Source organism: Exiguobacterium sp. s168, assembly GCF_018619035.1.
Classification (GTDB): Bacteria; Bacillota; Bacilli; order Exiguobacteriales; family Exiguobacteriaceae; genus Exiguobacterium_A; species Exiguobacterium_A acetylicum.
The window spans coordinates 221,272-241,001 of sequence record NZ_JACSNE010000001.1 but is presented as its reverse complement, the minus strand read 5'-3'; the positions used below and the strand labels follow the sequence as shown (position 1 = coordinate 241,001).

24 protein-coding genes are annotated in these 19,730 nt (G+C 47.7%); all 24 read right to left on the bottom strand.

Annotated elements, in window-relative coordinates; translation table 11 throughout:
- Positions 1 to 5: 5 nt before the first annotated feature.
- Positions 6 to 797 (bottom strand): menaquinol-cytochrome c reductase cytochrome b/c subunit, encoded by a 792-nt coding sequence (locus KNQ15_RS01245; protein WP_029342002.1) that lies wholly within the window; start codon positions 795 to 797, stop codon positions 6 to 8.
- Between the two features lie 40 nt (positions 798 to 837).
- Positions 838 to 1,509: a menaquinol-cytochrome c reductase cytochrome b subunit gene (gene qcrB / locus KNQ15_RS01240; protein WP_012370658.1), complete on the bottom strand. Its 672-nt coding sequence runs from the start codon at positions 1,507 to 1,509 to the stop codon at positions 838 to 840.
- A gap of 3 nt (positions 1,510 to 1,512) precedes the next feature.
- The gene (locus KNQ15_RS01235; RefSeq protein ID WP_023468631.1) at positions 1,513 to 2,019 is read right to left on the bottom strand and encodes a ubiquinol-cytochrome c reductase iron-sulfur subunit; all 507 of its coding nucleotides are present in this window, start codon (positions 2,017 to 2,019) and stop codon (positions 1,513 to 1,515) included.
- A gap of 104 nt (positions 2,020 to 2,123) precedes the next feature.
- Positions 2,124 to 2,564: a DUF2487 family protein gene (locus KNQ15_RS01230; RefSeq protein ID WP_214727283.1), complete on the bottom strand. Its 441-nt coding sequence runs from the start codon at positions 2,562 to 2,564 to the stop codon at positions 2,124 to 2,126.
- 181 nt (positions 2,565 to 2,745) lie between these two features.
- Positions 2,746 to 3,276, bottom strand: coding sequence for a ReoY family proteolytic degradation factor (locus KNQ15_RS01225; RefSeq protein WP_029342003.1), 531 nt, complete (start codon positions 3,274 to 3,276; stop codon positions 2,746 to 2,748).
- A 28-nt stretch (positions 3,277 to 3,304) separates the two neighbouring features.
- A complete protein-coding gene (locus tag KNQ15_RS01220) occupies positions 3,305 to 4,591 on the bottom strand; it encodes a tetratricopeptide repeat protein (protein WP_251137555.1) in 1,287 nt (428 codons plus the stop codon).
- Between the two features lie 11 nt (positions 4,592 to 4,602).
- The gene (gene aroA / locus KNQ15_RS01215) at positions 4,603 to 5,859 is read right to left on the bottom strand and encodes a 3-phosphoshikimate 1-carboxyvinyltransferase (RefSeq protein ID WP_214727280.1); all 1,257 of its coding nucleotides are present in this window, start codon (positions 5,857 to 5,859) and stop codon (positions 4,603 to 4,605) included.
- The gene (gene aroB / locus KNQ15_RS01210) at positions 5,850 to 6,911 is read right to left on the bottom strand and encodes a 3-dehydroquinate synthase (RefSeq protein ID WP_214727272.1); all 1,062 of its coding nucleotides are present in this window, start codon (positions 6,909 to 6,911) and stop codon (positions 5,850 to 5,852) included. Before aroB ends, aroA begins: the two co-directional genes overlap by 10 nt.
- Positions 6,908 to 8,062 carry a chorismate synthase gene (aroC, locus tag KNQ15_RS01205; protein ID WP_029342007.1) on the bottom strand — a complete coding sequence of 385 codons (1,155 nt, stop codon included), beginning with the start codon at positions 8,060 to 8,062 and terminating at the stop codon, positions 6,908 to 6,910. Before aroC ends, aroB begins: the two co-directional genes overlap by 4 nt.
- 19 nt (positions 8,063 to 8,081) lie before the next feature.
- Positions 8,082 to 8,858, bottom strand: coding sequence for a CheR family methyltransferase (locus tag KNQ15_RS01200; RefSeq protein WP_029342008.1), 777 nt, complete (start codon positions 8,856 to 8,858; stop codon positions 8,082 to 8,084).
- A gap of 192 nt (positions 8,859 to 9,050) precedes the next feature.
- Positions 9,051 to 9,467, bottom strand: coding sequence for a nucleoside-diphosphate kinase (ndk, locus tag KNQ15_RS01195; protein WP_214727264.1), 417 nt, complete (start codon positions 9,465 to 9,467; stop codon positions 9,051 to 9,053).
- A gap of 93 nt (positions 9,468 to 9,560) precedes the next feature.
- The gene (locus KNQ15_RS01190) at positions 9,561 to 10,523 is read right to left on the bottom strand and encodes a polyprenyl synthetase family protein (protein WP_023468640.1); all 963 of its coding nucleotides are present in this window, start codon (positions 10,521 to 10,523) and stop codon (positions 9,561 to 9,563) included.
- Between the two features lies 1 nt (position 10,524).
- Complete coding sequence (locus KNQ15_RS01185) at positions 10,525 to 11,232, bottom strand: demethylmenaquinone methyltransferase (protein ID WP_029342010.1); 708 nt, start codon at positions 11,230 to 11,232, stop codon at positions 10,525 to 10,527.
- A 22-nt stretch (positions 11,233 to 11,254) separates the two neighbouring features.
- Positions 11,255 to 11,833, bottom strand: a complete 579-nt coding sequence (locus tag KNQ15_RS01180) for a heptaprenyl diphosphate synthase component 1 (protein WP_029342011.1) — start codon at positions 11,831 to 11,833, stop codon at positions 11,255 to 11,257.
- 140 nt (positions 11,834 to 11,973) lie between these two features.
- Positions 11,974 to 12,246, bottom strand: coding sequence for an HU family DNA-binding protein (locus KNQ15_RS01175; protein WP_012370671.1), 273 nt, complete (start codon positions 12,244 to 12,246; stop codon positions 11,974 to 11,976).
- A gap of 85 nt (positions 12,247 to 12,331) precedes the next feature.
- Positions 12,332 to 13,066 (bottom strand): hypothetical protein, encoded by a 735-nt coding sequence (locus KNQ15_RS01170; RefSeq protein WP_029342012.1) that lies wholly within the window; start codon positions 13,064 to 13,066, stop codon positions 12,332 to 12,334.
- Positions 13,063 to 13,239 (bottom strand): DUF2768 domain-containing protein, encoded by a 177-nt coding sequence (locus KNQ15_RS01165; protein WP_034786022.1) that lies wholly within the window; start codon positions 13,237 to 13,239, stop codon positions 13,063 to 13,065. Before KNQ15_RS01165 ends, KNQ15_RS01170 begins: the two co-directional genes overlap by 4 nt.
- Positions 13,240 to 13,278: 39 nt before the next feature.
- The gene (locus KNQ15_RS01160; protein ID WP_029342013.1) at positions 13,279 to 14,304 is read right to left on the bottom strand and encodes an NAD(P)H-dependent glycerol-3-phosphate dehydrogenase; all 1,026 of its coding nucleotides are present in this window, start codon (positions 14,302 to 14,304) and stop codon (positions 13,279 to 13,281) included.
- A 14-nt stretch (positions 14,305 to 14,318) separates the two neighbouring features.
- A complete protein-coding gene (der, locus tag KNQ15_RS01155) occupies positions 14,319 to 15,629 on the bottom strand; it encodes a ribosome biogenesis GTPase Der (protein ID WP_029342014.1) in 1,311 nt (436 codons plus the stop codon).
- A 123-nt stretch (positions 15,630 to 15,752) separates the two neighbouring features.
- Positions 15,753 to 16,886: a 30S ribosomal protein S1 gene (rpsA, locus tag KNQ15_RS01150; RefSeq protein ID WP_023468647.1), complete on the bottom strand. Its 1,134-nt coding sequence runs from the start codon at positions 16,884 to 16,886 to the stop codon at positions 15,753 to 15,755.
- Positions 16,887 to 16,988: 102 nt separating this feature from the next.
- Positions 16,989 to 17,588 carry a lysophospholipid acyltransferase family protein gene (locus KNQ15_RS01145; protein WP_214727262.1) on the bottom strand — a complete coding sequence of 200 codons (600 nt, stop codon included), beginning with the start codon at positions 17,586 to 17,588 and terminating at the stop codon, positions 16,989 to 16,991.
- Positions 17,585 to 18,259, bottom strand: coding sequence for a (d)CMP kinase (gene cmk, locus KNQ15_RS01140; protein ID WP_029342016.1), 675 nt, complete (start codon positions 18,257 to 18,259; stop codon positions 17,585 to 17,587). Before cmk ends, KNQ15_RS01145 begins: the two co-directional genes overlap by 4 nt.
- Positions 18,260 to 18,335: 76 nt before the next feature.
- A complete protein-coding gene (locus KNQ15_RS01135; RefSeq protein WP_029342017.1) occupies positions 18,336 to 18,992 on the bottom strand; it encodes a flagellar brake protein in 657 nt (218 codons plus the stop codon).
- 12 nt (positions 18,993 to 19,004) lie between these two features.
- Complete coding sequence (gene prsW, locus KNQ15_RS01130; protein WP_214727260.1) at positions 19,005 to 19,688, bottom strand: glutamic-type intramembrane protease PrsW; 684 nt, start codon at positions 19,686 to 19,688, stop codon at positions 19,005 to 19,007.
- Positions 19,689 to 19,730: the final 42 nt, after the last annotated feature.

Sequence of the window (19,730 nt, the reverse complement as noted above, 5' to 3'; positions counted from 1 at the left end):
TTGGCTTATTTATTGTTTTCGCCGCCTTCACCGTATGAAGCGATGAATTTCGCGAGTTCTTTACGATCCGCATCTGATCCTTTGTACTGACCAGCAGGCATCGAACCGATACCTTTATCTGCGATTTCATAAATCTCTTCTTCTGTCTTCTTCGTACCAACGAGTGCCGGAGCTGCTGCTCCACCCTCGAGGTTTTTACCGTGACAGTTGACACATGACTGGTTCGAATAAATTTCGTATCCTTTTGCCGATGTATCAATTTTTGGTCCTTCGTTCATCGTCAACTCACCTTGTTTATGGATTGTATCCCAGTGAGTCGTTTGAACAGATTCCCATGTCAAGAAGACGATCGAGACGACTGCGAGGAGCATCATGCTGACTGCGATCGGACGTTTCGCAGGACGACGTTCAAGACCTTGGTCGAGCCATGGCGCGACGAGAAGTGCTGTGAACGCAAGACCTGGAAGGATGACCGTACCCATCAAGATGTATGGACCTGCAGCGAATTGATATTTCAAGAGCTGATAGAGGAATAGGAAGTACCAGTCCGGAAGTGGAATGTACGACGTATTCGTCGGATCGGCAATGTTTTGAAGTGGTGCTGCTTCTACGATTGTCAGTGTCATGAAGCCGATCAAGAAGACCGCTCCAACCATCCATTCGCGAAGTAAGAAGTTTGGCCAGAACGCTTCCGTTCGACCTGGATATTCCGAGTAGTCTTTCGACTTGTTCGGCATCCGGTTGTTGATCGACACCCGTGAATCGGTGACGAATTTCATTCCTTTACCACGATGCATCGTGTTCTCCCCCTTTTTTGTTGTCTAGATGATAGTCGGTTTAAAGTGGTCCAGAGATCCCTTGTTTACGGATCATCATGAAGTGGGCCCCGAGCAAGACGAACAATGCTGCAGGAAGGAAGAAGACGTGAATCGCAAAGAATCGAGCGATTGTACTTGCGCCGACGATTTCTCCACCCGCAAGGAGGGTCTTCGCGATACCACCGATGACCGGAATACTTTCAGCAATCTGAATCGTAACTTTTGTCGCGAACAACGCTTTCATGTCCCAAGGCAATAGGTATCCTGTCAGACCGAGAGCTAAGACGACGAAGAACAAGAGAACTCCGACGACCCAGTTCAATTCACGTGGTTTTTTGTATGAACCAGTGAAGAAGACACGTAATGTATGTAGGAACAACATTACGATAACGACCGACGCACCCCAGTGGTGCATACCACGAACGATTTGTCCGTGTGCGACTTCATTTTGAAGATAGTAGACGGACGCGTGTGCGTTGATGATGTCCGGTACATAATACATCGTCAAGAACATCCCCGAAAGAATCTGGATGACGATCGTAAAGAACGTCAATCCGCCAAAACAATAAACGAAAGCTGAAAAGTTATGTGCCGGGTTGACGTGCTCCGGTACTTCATGGTCGGCGATATCTCGCCAGAGCGGCGTAATGTCAACGCGCTCATCGATCCAATCATAGATTTTTTGCATCATCGCTTACGCACCTCTTTCGACTGGTTTACCAAGGTAGAGGAAACCATCTTTCTGCTGCATTTCATAACCATCGAGTGGTTTCGTCGGAGGCGTTCCTGGAACGTTGACGCCATCCTTCGTGTACCGACCGAAGTGACATGGGCAATAGAATTGCTCCGGGTGCGTCGGATCTGAACCGAAGCTGACTTGGCAACCTAAGTGTTTACAAATTGGTGAGAGGGCTAAAATTTCTCCCTTATCATCTTTGAACACCCAAGCTGACAACGTTTCTTCGAACTCATACCATGCATCTTGCGTTTGTTTCTTGAAGTCGACCCGTTTTGGTTCTGTCGTGATATCCGACAACTTCATTACTTTTACTTTATCGCCTGCTCCTGATTTCTTCAGGACTGGATCAACTGCGAAGTTGACCATCGGCATGACCATCGTCGCCGCCATGAAACCGCCGACGCCTGTCAATGTATACGTCAAGAACTGACGACGTGTTACGTTAGACCCGTTTTGAGCCATCTCGATCCCCCCTTGTGATGTACGCTGTGCCCCAAGACGACAGTACTTCACACAAATTTCTCACATGGTAATAGTATCTTAATAAAATCATTGCGTCAACCGCTTCATAGCGCGGTCCAACGGTTTCCTAACTGTTCGAGAACTTGTCCTACGAAATTCCCGACCATCTGACCTTGTTGGTCACGACTCATCGTCTCAAGAGCTAGACGTGGCACGTAGATAATCTCTTCGGCGGCAGTCTCCTTCCACCTTAAATCAGCAGTGATGAAGGTGATGAAACGGAATTGCCCGGAAGCAGCCGCTTGACGCCATCCTTCCAACTGTTCGATCGACGGTGCATCGATATAGGTCAGAGCAGGAACGAGCAACGCCCGTCCGGATAGCTGGCGTTCGACTTCGGACGCCACCGTCAATGTCATGTCTGCGCATTCCGCGTAAGCATGCATCGCCTCATCGAAACCGACCGGAAGCAAAGGCACGATCAGCGTATCGATGTACTCTTGCTCGCTTCGTGTCCGCTGTACGTCGGATGGTTTGAAACGCAAGTCATTTCCCCCTTTCTTCGTACTTACAATTCGTCACATTTAATGTATCATATCCGCATTTCCTCCTACTCTCTTAATGTGAACGTTTTATGAAATTCCACTCTATTTTTCTTCATATTTTGCACAAATCTTCACATACGAAAGGACCCTACTACCTCCGCTGGGCAATAGAGTCCTTCTGTTAAGGAAGTTGACTTCGAACGAGCCGTAACTGTTCGGAAAGAGAGTGGAATCGATGTTGATCGCGTGCATCCAGCGCTTCATCAATCAAGCGGACTAAACGTTCTTCTTCCTGCCGATTGACCGTGACCGCGATGAAATGTGTCGCTTCATCCGCTAAGCGCGGTTCAACTGCAACTTCTGGGCGAAACGGATTTTCTTCTAGTAAAGACAAATACTCGTCATCCATCATCATACCTTGGAAGTTCAACTCGATATAGATATCTTCCGAGGTCAGGCGGATGTCATGATACGCTTTTTCTGGATCTAACGTTGTGACATCCCCTTTTTTGAAGAGAAACGGTTCCGCATCGAACCCGTATGTCGTCATGATGATTGCCTTCGGAGCGAAGGTCGCATTTTGGACGAAGTGTACTTGCTCGAGTTTTGCCTCATTACGCAGCCAATAATCGATGATCCATTTCGCTTCCCGTCGCTTTAACGTGTAATAGGTCAAGATGCGGCGTAAGAATCGCTGCTTTCTCTCTATCATCTCAATCCTACTCCCTTCTCCCGTGAAGTCATCCATCCATTCGTTCAACATAGTCGACGAGTTCGTTATCTTCTGGTGTCAACTTAGCAGCGCGGCGGAGAAGACGTTGTCCCTCTTCACGCCGTCCTTCCTCGACGAGTGCGAATCCATACTCTTTCAAGAAGAGCGCATCTTCCGTGAATGCACCTTCGACTATCGCATAATTCTCCATCGCTTGTGTGTATTCCTCTAAGGCATACAAAGCGCGTGCCCGGTACCATGTCAGAATCGGAGCCGTGACGTGTTCTTCGATGGCAGAGATCGTCTCGATCATCGCTTCGTGGTCCTCGTCTTCAGCTAGTAACGAAAGCAAACGTTCCGCTGCGACGATTGATTCCGGATTCAAGGCAAGTGCTTCACGCAACGCTTGGACGCTTCCTGCGCGATCACCGAGTTTTAGAAGGAACAAGGCTTCCATCGTCCGCAACTCATCATTGTAATCGTCGCGCTCCATTCCTTGTTTGATGACGTTCAGCGCTTCTTTCGTCAAACCAAGTTCGGCTTGGCTTTCCGCATATGGTACGTACGCCGACGTATAGTCTGGATCCTGTGCAATCAATTGCTGGAATGTCTCGACCGCTTTTTGATGTTGACCAACACGGTGAGCCGTCATCGCAAGACCAAACAGCGTATGCAGGTCAGAGCGTTCTGCGACAGCACGTTCGTACAGTGGAATCGCATCTTCAAATTGTCCTGTCATCGCGAGCGATTCCGCATAAAGGGCATCGAGCGGCAATTCAGCACGTAACTCTGGACGCTCCGCGATTTCAGCGAATAACGGTACCGCCTGATCAAACGCGCCGAGCGTCATGTAGAGCTCAGCCAAACCGTATGCAAGTAACGGTTCGTCCGGCGCAAGATTACGTGCTTCCTTCAGCTTCGCTAACGCTACTTCGTCAAGACCTTGCGACTGATAAAGGTCCGCAAGTAAAACAAGAGACCGGGGACCATATTCCATGTCCGACGTATCAACCTGCTCGAGGACCGAGATCGCTTCTTCTTCGCGATCCAAATCGATATAACATTCTGCAAGTAACAAGGCAACTCCCGCGTTACCCGCATATTCAACGTAAAGTGGTGCCAAGAGATCGACCGCCCGGTCAGACAATCCGAGTTCGATATAGAGATCGGCAACGGCGAGGCGGTCCTCATCCGTTCCTGTCTTTTCGAGTTTTTCTAATGCTGCTAACGCTTCTGAGGTGTGACCATGTTCTAATTCTTCGATGATGCCATTCAATAGTTGTTCATTCAAGGCAAACGCCCCACTTTCTGTCATCCGCCTATTGCTTACTCAGATTGGTCGGATTGAAGTTTCTTTAAATCATCATAGAACGTTGGATAGCTGACTTCAACTACTTCGCGTCCATGAACCATAATTTCCGGATTGATCGTCGCTGCGATCGTTAACATCATCGCGAGCCGGTGATCACCTGCACTGTCGACTTCCGCTGCTTGCAAAGATGTCGGTCCTTCGATGATCATGCCGTCATCCGTCGCCTCGATGTTCGCCCCAAGACGCTGTAATGCCGTCACGACCGTCTCGATCCGGTCCGTTTCCTTGACACGAAGCTCTTGTGCATCGCGAATGATCGTTCGTCCTTCCGCTTGCGTCGCAAGTAAAGCGAGTAACGGGATCTCATCAATCAAGGATGGAATCTGATCCCCTTCGACGGTGATTGCTTGTAACGATGTCGTCTCGACAGTCACATCTGCCGTCTCCTCTCCACCGTCTTCTGAGCGATGATTGATTTCGACACTTGCACCCATCTGTCGTAACGTCTGTAAAAAACCGATCCGTGTCGGATTCATCAAGACGTGGGTCGTCGTGATGCGACTATCCTGACCGATTGCTGCTGCCGTCCACCAAAACGCTGCTGACGATGGATCCCCTGGAATGTCCAGTGACGTCGCGTGTAAGCGTACAGGACCCTGTACACGAATGTGCCGACCATCCTCGCGTTCATCGATTGTTACGTCAACGCCGAACTGTGGCAGCATCCGTTCTGTATGATCGCGTGACAGGACCGGCTCAATGACAGTCGTCTCACCCGTCGCATGCAGACCTGCGAGCAACACGGCACTTTTCACTTGCGCACTTGCAACTGGCAATGTATACGTCGTTCCGACAAGCGGCGTTCCTGTGATATGAAGTGGTGCCGTCTCACCTGTGATGTTCGCTCCAAATAAGGCAAGCGGTTCCGTGATCCGTTTCATCGGACGTCTTCGCAAGGAAGCATCGCCATCGAGCGCATACGCCGCTTGACCGCCTGCTAGGATACCGCTCAAGAGACGAATCGTCGTCCCCGAGTTTCCGCAATCGATCGTCGCTTCTTGGAACGTATCCGTTCCGGTGATCCGAATTTCCTCTGGTGTTCGATCGATCTGCGCACCAAGCGCCTGCATCGCTTCTAGTGAAGCGAGACAATCAGCTCCTTCAAGCGCATTTCTGACACGTGTTGTTCCCTCGGCAATTCCGCCGAACAGGAAAGCACGGTGCGTCATTGATTTATCGCCTGGTACTTGTACAGTTCCTCTTAAGCCCATTCTAAACACCTCACTGTTTGATTGAATGCTTGGCGCAATCGTTCTTCGCTCATCGCTTCTAAAATGAAGCGTCCTTCTTTTTCAAGGACGAATCGAATCGTTGCTTGGTGGTTCTTCTTGTCGCGACGCATCAGTTCGAGATAGGTCTCGAACGATTGTCGATCTGGCAATTCCGTTCCGAGACGGTGGAGCAATTGCCCGAGCTGCTTCGCCTGTCCGTCATTTCCTTCCAAGAACTTGACGAAGACGAGTCCGATCCCTACGGCCTCGCCATGCGACAGACCCAGACTCGCATATTCAACGGCATGACCGAATGTATGTCCATAATTCAAGAAGGCACGCATCCCTTGCTCCGTCTCATCTTGTTCGACGATATCCCGTTTCACATTAATCCCTCGTGCGAGCCAGTCTTCTAAATCGAGTCCTTTAACAGTATCCAGCGAAACATCGAGTAACGAATCCGCAAATGATGGTCGCGAAAGGAACCCATGCTTGACTAACTCAAAGAAGCCACTTCTCCATTCCCGGTCTGGTAATGTCTGAAGGAGCGTTAAATCATACACGACACCACTCGGCTGATAAAATGCACCGACTAAGTTTTTACCAAGGGAGAGGTTGAGACCAACCTTTCCACCAACACTTGAATCATGCGCTAACAGTGTCGTCGGAATTTGAATAAACGGGATGCCGCGTAAAAAGGTTGCCGCGACGAATCCCGCTAAATCCCCAATCATACCACCACCGAACGCAAGGATAAGGCTATGGCGTGTCATCCCATACCGAATTCCTTCTTCAAGTAGAGCGCCGTATACGGCAAGCGACTTACTGTTCTCACCAGGCGCAACGGTACTGATGTGAACATCGATCGACGGCGATATATCCGCTAACGCAGCCTGCAATCGATTCATCTGCAAATGATGTACCGTTTCATCCGTGATGACCCAGATGCGGTCCGCCTTGTTTAGCGCTGAAAGATGCGATAACCGGGCTAATGCCCCATTTCCGACAAATACGGGATATGACGTTTTCAACCGGATATCAAATTCGATCAAAACGTCCGAACCTCCTCTTTATAAGCAGCGACGGCAGCCTGAAGACGATCGAGTGTCGATGTCCCGAACATTTCAAGGATAGCAACCGCAATCTCAAACGCGACGACGGCTTCTAGGACAACCGATGCGGCTGGAACGGCACAGGCATCACTTCGCTCGATTTGAGCCGTGAATGCTTCCTTCGTCTCGATATCGACTGATTGCAGTGGACGATAGAGTGTCGGAATCGGCTTCATCGCGATTTGGACGCGAATCGGCATGCCTGTCGACATCCCACCTTCGATTCCGCCTAGATGATTCGTCCGCCGATGATATCCGGATGCATCATGAACGATTTCATCTTGGACGGTACTTCCCTTGCGACGACCAAGTTCATATCCGTCACCAAAACCGACTGATTTCATCGCGTTGACACTGATGACAGCTTGTGCAATCCGGCTGTCGAGCTTTAGATCGTTTTGGGTGAAGGACCCGACGCCAGGCATCATGCCCGTCACGACGACTTCGATTTCACCGCCGAGTGTATCCCCTTCTTTTTTAGCCGCATCGATTTCCTCCATCATCCGTTGTCCAGCCATCTCATCTGCACAACGAACGGGTGAAGCATCAATCGTTTCCTGATGTTCGACGGGATCCTTCCACGGTGCATCGATTCCACCAATCGACCGTACGTGCGAGAACACTTCAATTCCGAGTTCATTCAGTAATTGTTTAGCGAAGGCACCGACCGCTACACGTGCTGCTGTCTCACGAGCGGAAGAACGTTCTAGCACATCGCGTAAGTCGCGATGACCGTACTTCAATCCACCAACGAGATCCGCATGTCCGGGACGTGGACGCGTCAACGTTCGCGGGCGCTCCAACTGTTCTTCGAGCGGTTCTGCTTGCATGACTTGTGTCCAGTGCGTATGATCCTTATTCTCGATGAACAAACTGATCGGTGATCCCGTCGTGTACCCGTGACGAATCCCGCCACGTGCATCGATTTGATCTTGTTCGATTTGCATCCGTCGTCCGCGTCCGTATCCCCCTTGGCGACGTGTCATTTCACGCTGGATGGCTTCAAAATCAATCGTGAGTCCTGCCGGCATCCCATCGATGATGACGGTCAACCCTTTTCCGTGTGATTCTCCTGCTGTCATGTAACGCATTCGCTTCATCCCTTCCTGTTCAACCGATTTTTTCGTAAAAGAAGCTCTGTTTCATCTTTAATCCAAACCGTTCGGGTTGGAAAATTTGTTCCGTTCCACCAACGAATAGGATTCCGCCTGGCTTTAAGGCCTCGACGAACGAACGATAGACGTGTGCTTTTGCTTCTTCTGTAAAATAAATTAGTACGTTGCGGCAGATGATTAAATCAAACCCCGTATCGTACCGGTCTCCTAACAGATTATGTTTACTGAAACGAACGAGTCGTTTGATTTCCGGAACGACTTCGAACGTTTGCTCTTGCTCGATGAAGTATTGCTTTTTACGGGCTTCGACGACTTCATTCAATGCAGAAGCTCCGTATCGACCAAGCTTGGCTTTTTCAAGGACGAGTTCATCCAAATCTGTTGCTTGAATCGTAAAGGCGGACGGATCGAGCCGTTCACTTAAAATCATCGCGAGGGAGTACGGTTCTTCTCCGGTCGAACAAGCTGCGCTCCACGTCCGGATTCGTCCATGTGCTCGCGACTCTAGGATCGGTAAGATATCTTGTTCCAATTGTTGCCAACGAATCGGATTACGGAAAAATTCACTGACATTGATCGTCATCCGATCTAAAAATTCGTCGTATAACGATGTGTCCTTATCCATTGCCTGCATATAAGAAGCAAATGTACTGTATCCTTTTTTATCACGTAACGCCGTCAATCGCCGTTTCATCTGTGCTTCTTTATACTGACCGAGGTCAATCCCTGATTTGGTCTTGAATCGTTGAATAAAAAGTTCATAATCTTGCAATTGGCACACCTCACTCACTCTCGATATCGAATGGTCATCTCCATGACCGGTTCAACTTATTTTCTATAGTAGCATAAAGCTATAGGCATTCCAAAAAGCAATTAGACAATTGGGTCATTCCGTTTTACAAGAACACGACAAAAGGGATTCGATCAAATCGAATCCCCTCCCCGTTGTCTTTCCATTCATTTATTACGCGTTGACTGGCTGTCCTTGAAACCAGAGGGAAAGCTCACGCTCCGCACTCTCGACACTATCTGAACCATGGATGACGTTTTCACTCATCGTGTTCGCGAAATCACCACGAATCGTTCCAGGTGCTGCTTCAAGTGGTTTTGTTTTCCCGATCATCAAACGAGAAACAGCGACGACGTCTGCACCCTCGACACGAAGTGCAACGACAGGACCCGATGTGAGGAAAGTGACCAACTCTCCAAAGAACGGTTTTTCCGCATGCTCTTCGTAATGTGCTTTTGCGAGCTCTTCTGGGACGTTCATCATTTTCATTTCACGAATGATGAATCCTTTGCGTTCGATCCGTCCAATGATTTCCCCAATCAATCCACGTTCTACGCCATCCGGTTTGACCATCAAAAATGTCTGTTCCATCTCTAGTTCCCCCTATGAAATGCTTTTAGAAAAGCGCTTACATAGTCAGTTTACTGGCTTTTGAGAAGAACAGCAAGAAATTTTTGACAATCTTCATCCTTTTCGTTTTCCAACGTAGCGTGCGACTTCTTCAAGTGAACGCTTAGCTGAGGATTTAGGTAAGGGTTCAAGACGTTTGATGGCACGATGGATATAATGATCGACTGTTTGTTGCGTTCGTTCGAGAGCACCGGAAGTTTGAAGAAACGACAATAACGGTGCGACTTCTTCATGCGTTGGCATACTCTCGATTTTCGAAAGACGTTCATAAAAGACAGCATCTTCTGCACCATAAAAGACAGGTAACGTTTTGTGTCCATGACGCAAATCCTCTGCTACTGGCTTACCAAGTTCTGTGCGATTTGCGGTGAAATCAAGCAAATCGTCAGCAATTTGAAAAGCGAGTCCGATATCTCGTCCAAACAACCGTAACGCTTTCGTATCGGCTGCAGAACAGTTCGCAACAATTGCACCAAGATGGCAACTCGCTTCGATAAGAATGGCTGTTTTTCGTTCAATCCGTTTGATATAGCGCTTAATCGACTGTTCCCAATCATATTGGTCGTAGATTTGTTCAATCTCACCTTCACAAATTTCACGCATCGTATGGACCATCACTTGGACAAGTTCCGGCTTTCCGACTTCACCAATCAACCGAATCGCCTCTCCAAACAAATAATTCCCGGAATACAATGCTACTTCTTCATCGAAATATTGCATGACGGTCGGTTTTCCTCGTCGTAGTTCCGCATCATCAATGACATCGTCATGAACAAGTGACGCCATATGGACAAGTTCAAGACTTGCTGCCACACGAATCAGTTCATCTCGATCTGCCTCACCGAATTTAGACGCTAACAATACGAACGCTGGTCGAATCCGTTTTCCACCAGCCTTCAACAATTGTTTTCCGGCCGCATCGATCGTTGGTTCCTCAGAGGCGATATGACTGATCAGAAAACGATCGACTAAATTAACTTCCTTCGTGACATCACGGTATATGGAATGCAGTGACATCTCACCACTTCTTCCCAAGGTGCATTGCAGCAGCCCCACCCGCGAATGCCTTGACTTCCACTTGCATGAAGCCTGCCTGTTCGAAGAGTTGTTTCAGTTCGACGCGGTCGAGGAACACTTCCGTCGATTCTTGTAGCCAGTTGTATTGATCGTATGATTTCGCAAGCAATCGCCCGACCTGAGGCATGATTTTCCCGAAGTACAATGAATATGCTTCGCGGAAAAGTGGCGCAGTCGGTTGACTCGTCTCGAGACAGACGACCGTTCCACCTGGTTTTAAGACACGATGCATCTCTTTGATGACTTGTAGATAATCAGGTACGTTGCGTAGACCAAAACCGATCGTCACATAATCGAACGAGTTATCACCGAACGGTAGATCCATCGCATTTCCGTGAATCAATTCGATGTTTTTCATATCGAGCGCTTCTACCTTCTCGACGCCGACTCTCAGCATGTTTTCTGAAAAATCAAGTCCTTTGATGACCCCTGTCGGACCGGCTGCTTTCGCCAGTTGAATCGTCCAGTCCGCTGTCCCACAGCAAAGATCGAGACATTTAGCGCCTGGGAAGACTTGCATCCGGCGCATCGTCTCGCGTCTCCATAGTTTATGCAGTCGGAAGCTGATGACTGAATTCATTTGATCATAGTTCGTTGATATCGATTGAAACACTTCATATACTTTTTTTTCTTTATCTTTTGCCTGCACACCGCTCACCCTTTCCAAGATCTTATGCTACCGCCATCTGCTCGAGATGCGATAACAGTAATTTCTGTGCGACCAGATCCAATTGTTCTGCCTGTTGTTGAATGATCTGTCGCCCCTGTCGTGTCAGCCATTCTCGTTTCGTGATTGCCGCGAGTCCTTGCATTAATCCGAACTCTGCTGTTAACCATAAGAGAACCCGTTCTTCCGTCGATGCATAATTCATTTCGTGAAGAGCACACTTTGCCTCGTTGACCCGTTGAATTGTCCGTCCGAGTGAAACGAGAACCTCTTTTGGTAACCCAGCTAGCTGTTCGAAAAAGTAGCTCGAGAATAAATCCCCCGCTAATACAAGCAACTGTCGCTCCTTCGAACCGCGTAGCGTTTCATTGACACGCTCATGCAGACGTAGCGCTACTTGTGCGAAATGTATCGCTTTGACGAGTGCTTCCGTATCCAGCGTGTCATGTTGAGCGACATCAATCAACCAACTGATCTGTTCACGATCGATGGAAGGGAAATCCACATGTCGAGCCAATCGTGTCGTTTGTTTAGTGGTGAGTGCAGTGATGATTTCATCCACGCGCAGCTCATGTTGTTCCATGCTTTTACCCCCCGATCTCCAGTGCCATCTCGTTGATGGACGTTCTTCTTTTTTAATATACCATAATCGGCGGGCTTTCACGCTTCTGAATGTCCACAAAAAAGCCGCCCGAGAAAATCTCGGGCGACTATGTAGCCGGATTACTTCACAGCATCTTTCAATGCTTTACCTGGTTTGAAGGCAGGTACTTTGCTTGCTGGAATCTCGATATCTTCTTTTGTACGTGGGTTGCGACCTTTACGGGCTGCACGCTCACGGACTTCGAAGTTACCAAATCCAATCAATTGGACTTTCTCTCCAGACTGAAGTGTCTCAGTGATCGATTCGAATGTTGATTCAACAACTTTCGTCACGTCTTTTTTTGTAAGACCTGATTTTTCGACGACTGCTTGAATGAGTTCAGTTTTGTTCATTACTTTCACCCCCTCCCAATCACTTCTTCGAGGGTAATCATACCCCATAAACGTTGCTATTACAACATTTTCGTGTAAATAACGTTCAATTTTCAGATTCTTCGCTCGATTCCTCTGAAAACACAGGTTCGCCTTTTTCGTTTATCGTGTAGCTTTGAGAATAGGCAGGAACAAAAGGTTGATCTTCATAGAGCAAATACCGAATATCCTGACCGACTTTCGGCTTTTTCTTCGCAGTTTGAACAGCTTTCTTCAACTCAGGTAAATAGTTGATGAAGAGGCGTCCTTGACCATCGACATAGATCGACAACTTTTCATCTGAATACGGACTTGGGACGGTCGGTTCTTTTTTGATGAATAGTTTTTTATAGTCAAGCGTAAACTGGTTTTTTCCGAACGATCCTTTAAACGGATACTTTTCGTTCTTCTTCCGATACGCATCGATCCGGACTTGGAGCTTCTGTAACTCTTCTGCAACAAGTAAGTCCATCAACTTAACAGTCGGTTTCGTATCGACATCAACTAACAAGTAGATGAATGTTCCGCCACCTTCAAAACTGTTTGATGGTGGATCACTCATATAACGCGGAATGAGCCGCCCTAATTCGATTTGATAACGCTCCATGAGCGGAGTATCTGCTTCCATCGTCTTGATTGGCAAAACACCCGTGTCTTTTTGATACGCATCGACAGCATCCTGTACGGTACGTAACTGTTGCGGATACGGTACGCGGTTCGACGGTTTCTGACTGTCTGGAAACAGACAACCCGATAACAACGTCACCGGAATGAGCATGAGGATGACGAACCACTTCTTCATGCGCTTGGTCCCGCCATGACGATGAACACCATGATGATCGACGCAACGATGAAACATACGAATGCCAAAGTCGATACGAGAACCTGCCATATCCCTTTCAACTTCGTCCGACTGACTGTGACCAGCAAGACACTGATCGCAAAGAGTCCAATGCCAGCGAACGAGATCCACATTTTTATTAATCCTGGACTCAAGGTTTCCACCCCACTCCGTTAATCTTTCGTCGTGAAGAGATGCTCGATCTCATTTTTCTGTGGTCGTTGCATCAACTTTTTGACTTCTTCTTCCGGTGTATGACCGTCAAAGAGAACATGGTAGAGGGCAGAAGTGATTGGGAGTTCACACTGTTTCGTCTCCGCCAAATCATATGCCGCTTGGGTTGCACGAACACCTTCGACGACCATTCCCATGTTTTCTAGCACCGTCTCTAACTTTTCACCGCGACCGATGGCATTCCCCGCACGCCAATTTCGACTATGAACCGATGTACAAGTAACAATCAAGTCACCCATTCCCGTCAATCCAGTGAACGTCATTGGGTTAGCTCCAAGCATCGTACCGAGACGGGCGATTTCAACCATTCCACGCGTAATCAATGCTGCTTTGGCATTGTCCCCGTAACCGAGACCATCCGTCATACCTGCGGCAAGCGCAATGATATTTTTGAGCGCCCCACCAAGTTCAGCTCCAATGATATCCGCATTTAGATAGACGCGGAAGTTTTCATTCGTAAACAGCTCCTGTACACGACCAGCCTCTTCTAAATCATCCGATGCAATGGTCACTGTCGTTGGTTTACGTAACGCGACCTCTTCGGCATGCGAAGGACCCGTCAAGACACAAACCGCCTTGCGTTTCGCAGGATCGACCTCTTCTTCGATTAATTCTGACAACCGAAGATGGGTCTTTGGCTCGATTCCTTTTGATGCATGAATCAGAACGACTGGTTCCGTCAACAAGTCATTCAATTGTCGGGAAACCGAACGAATCGCAGAGGACGGTGTGACAATCAAGATATGTGTTGCACCTTCAACCGCCACTTTAAGATCCGTCGTCGCCTTCAATGATTGTGGTAACATAACCCCCGGCAAAAATTGCGCATTTTCATGATGTTCATTGATGCGGTCGACGTTTGTTTGTTCACGACCGTAAAGCATGACTTCCTGATCATTATCGGCTAGAACGAGCGAGAGCGCTGTTCCCCAGCTTCCCGCTCCGATGACAGCGATTTTGGTCATACTGACTCACCTCATTATTGTTTTTGACGAGCTAAAATCCGGATTGGTGTACCTGTAAAATCAAATGCTTCCCGAATCCGATTCTCAAGATATCGTTTATAAGAGAAGTGCAGCAATTCTGGATCATTGACGAACAAGACGAACGTTGGCGGACGTGACGCGACTTGAGTCGCATAGTTGATCCGAAGACGAACCCCTTTATCCGTCGGCGCCGGGTTCATCGCAACAGCGTCAACGATGACATCGTTCAAGACGCTTGTCTGAATCCGTTGCGCATGACTGTGCGCTGCTTGTTGAATGACTGGTAACAACGTCTGCAAACGACGTTTTGTTTTCGCTGAGACGAAGACGATTGGTGCGTAGTCAAGGAAACGGAATTCTTCCCGAATCTCTTCTTGCATCTTTTTCATCGTCTTATCATCTTTTTCGACAGCATCCCATTTATTGACGACAATGATGACCGCGCGACCTGCTTCGTGCGCATATCCCGCCACTTTTTTATCTTGCTCGATGATGCCTTCTTCGCCATCAAGCACGACACAGACGACGTCTGCCCGTTCGATTGCTTTTTGAGCACGCATGACGCTGAAACGTTCTGTTGATTCATAGACTTTCCCGCGTTTTCGCATCCCTGCCGTATCGATGATGACGTATTCTTGCTCATCTCGCGTAAACGGTGTATCGATTGCATCGCGTGTCGTACCGGCGATGTTTGAAACGATGACGCGTTCTTCACCGAGAATCGAGTTCGTCATACTTGATTTCCCGACGTTCGGACGACCAATCAAGGCAAACTTGATCGTGCTTTCGTCATATTCTAATTCTTCTTTATCTGGTGCGAGTTCAAGGACACGGTCGAGTAAGTCACCTAGACCAAGACCATGCGTACCAGAAATCGGGAACAAGTCTCCGAATCCAAGGGAGTAAAATTCATACATTAAATCACGCATTTCAAAGTTATCGACTTTGTTGACAGCTACGACGACTGGTTTGTTCGAACGGAACAACATGTTCGCGACTTCCTCATCCGCTGCTGTGATTCCTTCGCGTCCGTTCACCATGAAAATGATGACATCCGCTTCATCAATGGCGAGTTCCGCCTGATGACGCATCATTTGAAGTAGGGGCTCATCCCCGACTTCGATTCCACCTGTATCAATCAAATGAAAATGACGATTCAGCCATTCTCCAGTTCCGTAAATACGGTCGCGGGTAACGCCTGGCTTGTCTTCTACGATTGAAACCCGATCTCCAATCACCCGGTTAAAAATCGTCGACTTTCCGATATTTGGGCGACCTACGATCGCCACGACTGGAATTGCCATCCCAACACCTTCTTTCTCTTCTCTCGCTTCATAGCCGTTCTATTGTATCAAATCAAACTGTCATATACCATAACAAACCGCATATAAAAAGCGGACACGCTTGTGTCCGCTTTGTGTCATTGCTTATTCTTTCTGATCAGAATCGTCCTCAGTCAAGTCAGCGACCGAGAATCCTTCTGATTGATTCGTATAATCCGAGTAATCGTCAGCGGATGATTCTTCCTCTTCAAGAACACGTGTTGATAGCGAAATCTTATGCTCGTCAAGACGCACTTCTAGTACTTTCGCCTCGATTTCCTGTCCTTCTTCGAGTACTTCCGAAGGTGAACCGATATGACGGTTCGCGATTTGCGAAATGTGCAAAAGTCCTTCTACTTGCGGCGCAAGTTCGATGAAGGCCCCGAACTGGACGAGACGACGCACACGTCCTTTGACGATATCGCCAGCTTCGATCTTCCCTTCCATCTGTTGCCATGGACCAGGTTGTGTTTCCTTGATCGATAACTTGACTTTTTCCGTATCACGGTCGACACCAAGTACTTTGACTTCGACTTTTTGACCTTCCGTGACGATATCCGAAGGACGTTCGACACGGTGGTGTGCCATCTCCGAGATATGAACGAGACCGTCGACGCCACCGATATCAACGAAAGCACCAAAGTCCGTTAAACGTTGGACTGTACCTTCGAGGATTTGACCTACTTCTAAATTTTCGAGTGTCTCTTTTTTCTTCGCGTTCAATTCGCCTTCAACGACAGCTTTGTGCGAGAGAATGACACGGTTCTTCTCTTGATCGAGTTCAACGACCTTGACTTCGATCGAACGACCGATGTAATCCGAGAAATCCTCGACATAATGCCGTTCGACGAGTGACGCCGGAATGAATCCGCGGACACCGATATCAACGACGAGTCCACCTTTGACGATGTCCTTGACGACAACTTCAAAGATCTCACCTGATTTATACTTTTCTTCTACTTGCTCCCACGCTTTGAGCGCGTCGATTTCTCGTTTCGAGACGACGACCTCTTCATCCGTGATTTTCTTGACCTTCACTTGTAGTTCATCTCCGACGTTCAGCACGCCACGAATATCATCGAGATGAAGACTCGATACTTCGCTGATCGGTAAGATGGCTTCTGTTTTATATCCGATATCAATGAGTGCTTGCTTGTCTTCAATTTTCACGACCATTCCGGTAACTACCTGGTCCCGATGAATTTCAAAATCAGGCATATCTTTCATTTCTTCGACCATTCCAAAACAACCTCCTCACGATGAGTACAAGAAACGCCTGACACATGTCAATGCGTTTATCCTGCTTCTAACTTCTTACAATTCTGACTATTTGTCAAGGTATTAAGCGTGATTGAAGTAGACGGATTTGATTTCGTCCATGATTCGGTCAGAAATCGCTTTCGCTGCCCCCCGCTGGTCACGTAAATCCGAAATATCAACCGGTTTTCCGACCGCGACGTGCATCCGTTTGAACGGACGATAAGATCCGATGATGGCAATCGGTAAAATCTGAGCATTCGATCGTAACGCAAAGAACCCAACTCCTGGTTGTGCTGCTGTAAATTCACCTGGTGCGGAACGTGTTCCTTCTGGGAAAATACCGACCGTCTCATCTGAATTCAATAGTTCAATCGTCCGTTTTAAAGCTTGACGATCTCCTTGACCGCGACCGACAGGATATGTTCCTGCTGCAATCATTAATTGTTTCAAGGCAGGAACTTTGAACAGTTCTTCTTTTGCCATGTAACGAACCGCACGTTTTGGCGGAATCGCGCTGACGAGGAAAACCGGGTCCCAGTTCGAGCTGTGATTGGCACAGACGAGTAAGGAACCGTCTTTCGGAATATTTTCTTGCCCTGTCACTTTCAATCGGAAGACAGTTTTCGCAATGACCCAGACGACAAACCGCGCAATCCGGTAAACGGTATCTTGACGTTTCATTTTAGGACACCCTCTGCTAGTTCCATCAAGCGGACAACGACTTCATCGATCGTCATCTCTGTCGTATCGAGATATAGCGCATCGTCAGCTTGACGCAATGGCGAGACTTCACGCTCACTGTCGCGCTTATCGCGTAGTGCGATCTCTTCTTGAAGAACCGTGATGTCACTGTCCATCCCACGCGCGATGTTTTCGCGGTGTCTTCGAGCAGCACGTTCTTCCACAGTTGCCGTCAAAAAGACTTTTAATTCTGCATCCGGCAATACGACTGTGCCGATATCACGCCCATCCATGACGATCCCACCGCGTTCAGCTAATTTCCGCTGTGCTGTGACGAGTGCAGCCCGGACTTCTTTTTGACGAGCGACGAACGAGACATTATTCGTGATTTCGATGGAACGAATCGCATCCGTCACTTCGCGATCACCAATAAAGACACGTTGCCCGTTTTCACCTGGTGTTAAACGAATATCAAGCGATTTCATTAATTCTCCGAGCACTTCACCATCGTTGAGGTCAAGCGATTGTTCAAGTGCTGCCAGCGTCACAGCTCGGTACATGGCTCCTGTATCGATGTATACATAGTCAAGGCGCGCTGCCAATTGTTTTGCGATCGTACTTTTCCCAGCACCCGCTGGTCCATCTAAAGCAATTTGAATCTTTTTCATCATCCATCCTGTCCTTCCATCTTCCCTATGATTAATAGGGATTCATTCTTCCGAACGTTATCATAGCAAAAAAATGCGGTCAGGTGAATGGATTCATGCCCCTTCTTGAACTTTTCATTTGCATTTGATAACAGTGACGCAATACAAGCTCACGACTTCGGTCGGGAATCATCGTAAATTGGAAAGCTAATTCGTATCGTTCTTCGCGCCGATCAATTCGGACGAGTTCAGCGACGACGTCTAGTGTACTTGATACACCCTCACCAGTAGGCAAAATGAATGTCATTTCCACCTCTTCCTCTTTTTGAACCGGTAATTGATCCGACAAGATCATCATCCCTCCAGCCGATAGATCGAGCGTCACAGTCGTAAACGGCTCGAAATGTGTTTTATGAGGGTGTACAGCGACATCGAGTATTTGCGGTACTCGGACGAACTGACGTCGTTGGATGCGTTCGATTTGATCATCCTTCGGTCGTTTCAAAGCATATCGTTGACCGCGAAGTGGATCATTTTGTCGTTCAACGACGACCGTATCAAATCCAAATAATTTGCCCTTCTCCTTAAAGAAATAAAAGGACACTTCTTCTTGCTCTGACAAGATGAATGTCTTCAGTGTCGCGACCTCACTCGGTGCTTCAATCCAAATCAATCGATTCGTCACGGCCGTCACCTTTGAGCGACCTTGTCGATCCTCACTATTCGAAAGCATTACCAAATCCCCAATTTCCATCATACTACTTCGCTCCTACTCTCTATTCGATGCCATCTGAATGTTGTTTTTTCGTTTGAATCGCCGATTTAAACGATTGGCACCTCGTACTTGAAATAATCCAATCGTCCATAGGATGACCATGAAGACGATTGGCAAAAAAGATATACCACCATTTTCCAATATTAACAAATTAAATAAGATATGCGCAAATACCGGAAGCGCAATCGAGAGGGACAACCAGCGATAAGGATGAGGCGAGAATTTCGCCATGCCCATGAAGAATCCCATGATGACCGCAAACAAAGCATGACCAGATACTGGTAAGAGTGCACGGAACAGCATATGTTCGACTGTTCCATTCACCATCAGATATAAAATATTCTCAAGCGTTGCGAACCCAAGTGAACAGGCTACCGCGTAGATGATCCCGTCGTAATAATCATTAAACCGTTGATGGATATAGACCGTATAAAAGACGACAAACCATTTGGCGAATTCTTCCGTGATAGCTGTTCGAATCAACTGTACCTCTTCACGCCCACCAAACTCTGTCTGGACGATATAGTCGATGAACATCAAGGGAAAGACAAGTAAAATACCGAAAATGAAACTTCGAAGAATATAGCCGACTGGCTCCGATTCATGTTCGTGACGTAGATAAAAATAAGTTAGGAGTGCGATGCCTGGGGCAACTCCGGAGAAAACGATTTGAACCACGCTTCCTCTCCCCCTTTCTTCCTCATTTATAAGAATAAAGGT

Coding starts and splice junctions, on each gene's coding strand:
- KNQ15_RS01245 (WP_029342002.1), bottom strand. CDS start 797: ATGCATCGTGGTAAAGGAATGAAATTCGTCACCGATTCACGGGTGTCG.
- qcrB (WP_012370658.1), bottom strand. CDS start 1,509: ATGATGCAAAAAATCTATGATTGGATCGATGAGCGCGTTGACATTACG.
- KNQ15_RS01235 (WP_023468631.1), bottom strand. CDS start 2,019: ATGGCTCAAAACGGGTCTAACGTAACACGTCGTCAGTTCTTGACGTAT.
- KNQ15_RS01225 (WP_029342003.1), bottom strand. CDS start 3,276: ATGATAGAGAGAAAGCAGCGATTCTTACGCCGCATCTTGACCTATTAC.
- KNQ15_RS01220 (WP_251137555.1), bottom strand. CDS start 4,591: ATGACAGAAAGTGGGGCGTTTGCCTTGAATGAACAACTATTGAATGGC.
- aroA (WP_214727280.1), bottom strand. CDS start 5,859: ATGGGCTTAAGAGGAACTGTACAAGTACCAGGCGATAAATCAATGACG.
- aroC (WP_029342007.1), bottom strand. CDS start 8,062: ATGCGTTACATGACAGCAGGAGAATCACACGGAAAAGGGTTGACCGTC.
- ndk (WP_214727264.1), bottom strand. CDS start 9,467: ATGGAACAGACATTTTTGATGGTCAAACCGGATGGCGTAGAACGTGGA.
- KNQ15_RS01190 (WP_023468640.1), bottom strand. CDS start 10,523: ATGTCACTGCATTCCATATACCGTGATGTCACGAAGGAAGTTAATTTA.
- KNQ15_RS01180 (WP_029342011.1), bottom strand. CDS start 11,833: ATGGAACAACATGAGCTGCGCGTGGATGAAATCATCACTGCACTCACC.
- KNQ15_RS01175 (WP_012370671.1), bottom strand. CDS start 12,246: ATGAACAAAACTGAACTCATTCAAGCAGTCGTCGAAAAATCAGGTCTT.
- KNQ15_RS01170 (WP_029342012.1), bottom strand. CDS start 13,066: ATGAAGAAGTGGTTCGTCATCCTCATGCTCATTCCGGTGACGTTGTTA.
- KNQ15_RS01165 (WP_034786022.1), bottom strand. CDS start 13,239: ATGTGGATCTCGTTCGCTGGCATTGGACTCTTTGCGATCAGTGTCTTG.
- KNQ15_RS01160 (WP_029342013.1), bottom strand. CDS start 14,304: ATGACCAAAATCGCTGTCATCGGAGCGGGAAGCTGGGGAACAGCGCTC.
- der (WP_029342014.1), bottom strand. CDS start 15,629: ATGGCAATTCCAGTCGTGGCGATCGTAGGTCGCCCAAATATCGGAAAG.
- rpsA (WP_023468647.1), bottom strand. CDS start 16,886: ATGGTCGAAGAAATGAAAGATATGCCTGATTTTGAAATTCATCGGGAC.
- KNQ15_RS01145 (WP_214727262.1), bottom strand. CDS start 17,588: ATGAAACGTCAAGATACCGTTTACCGGATTGCGCGGTTTGTCGTCTGG.
- cmk (WP_029342016.1), bottom strand. CDS start 18,259: ATGATGAAAAAGATTCAAATTGCTTTAGATGGACCAGCGGGTGCTGGG.
- KNQ15_RS01135 (WP_029342017.1), bottom strand. CDS start 18,992: ATGATGGAAATTGGGGATTTGGTAATGCTTTCGAATAGTGAGGATCGA.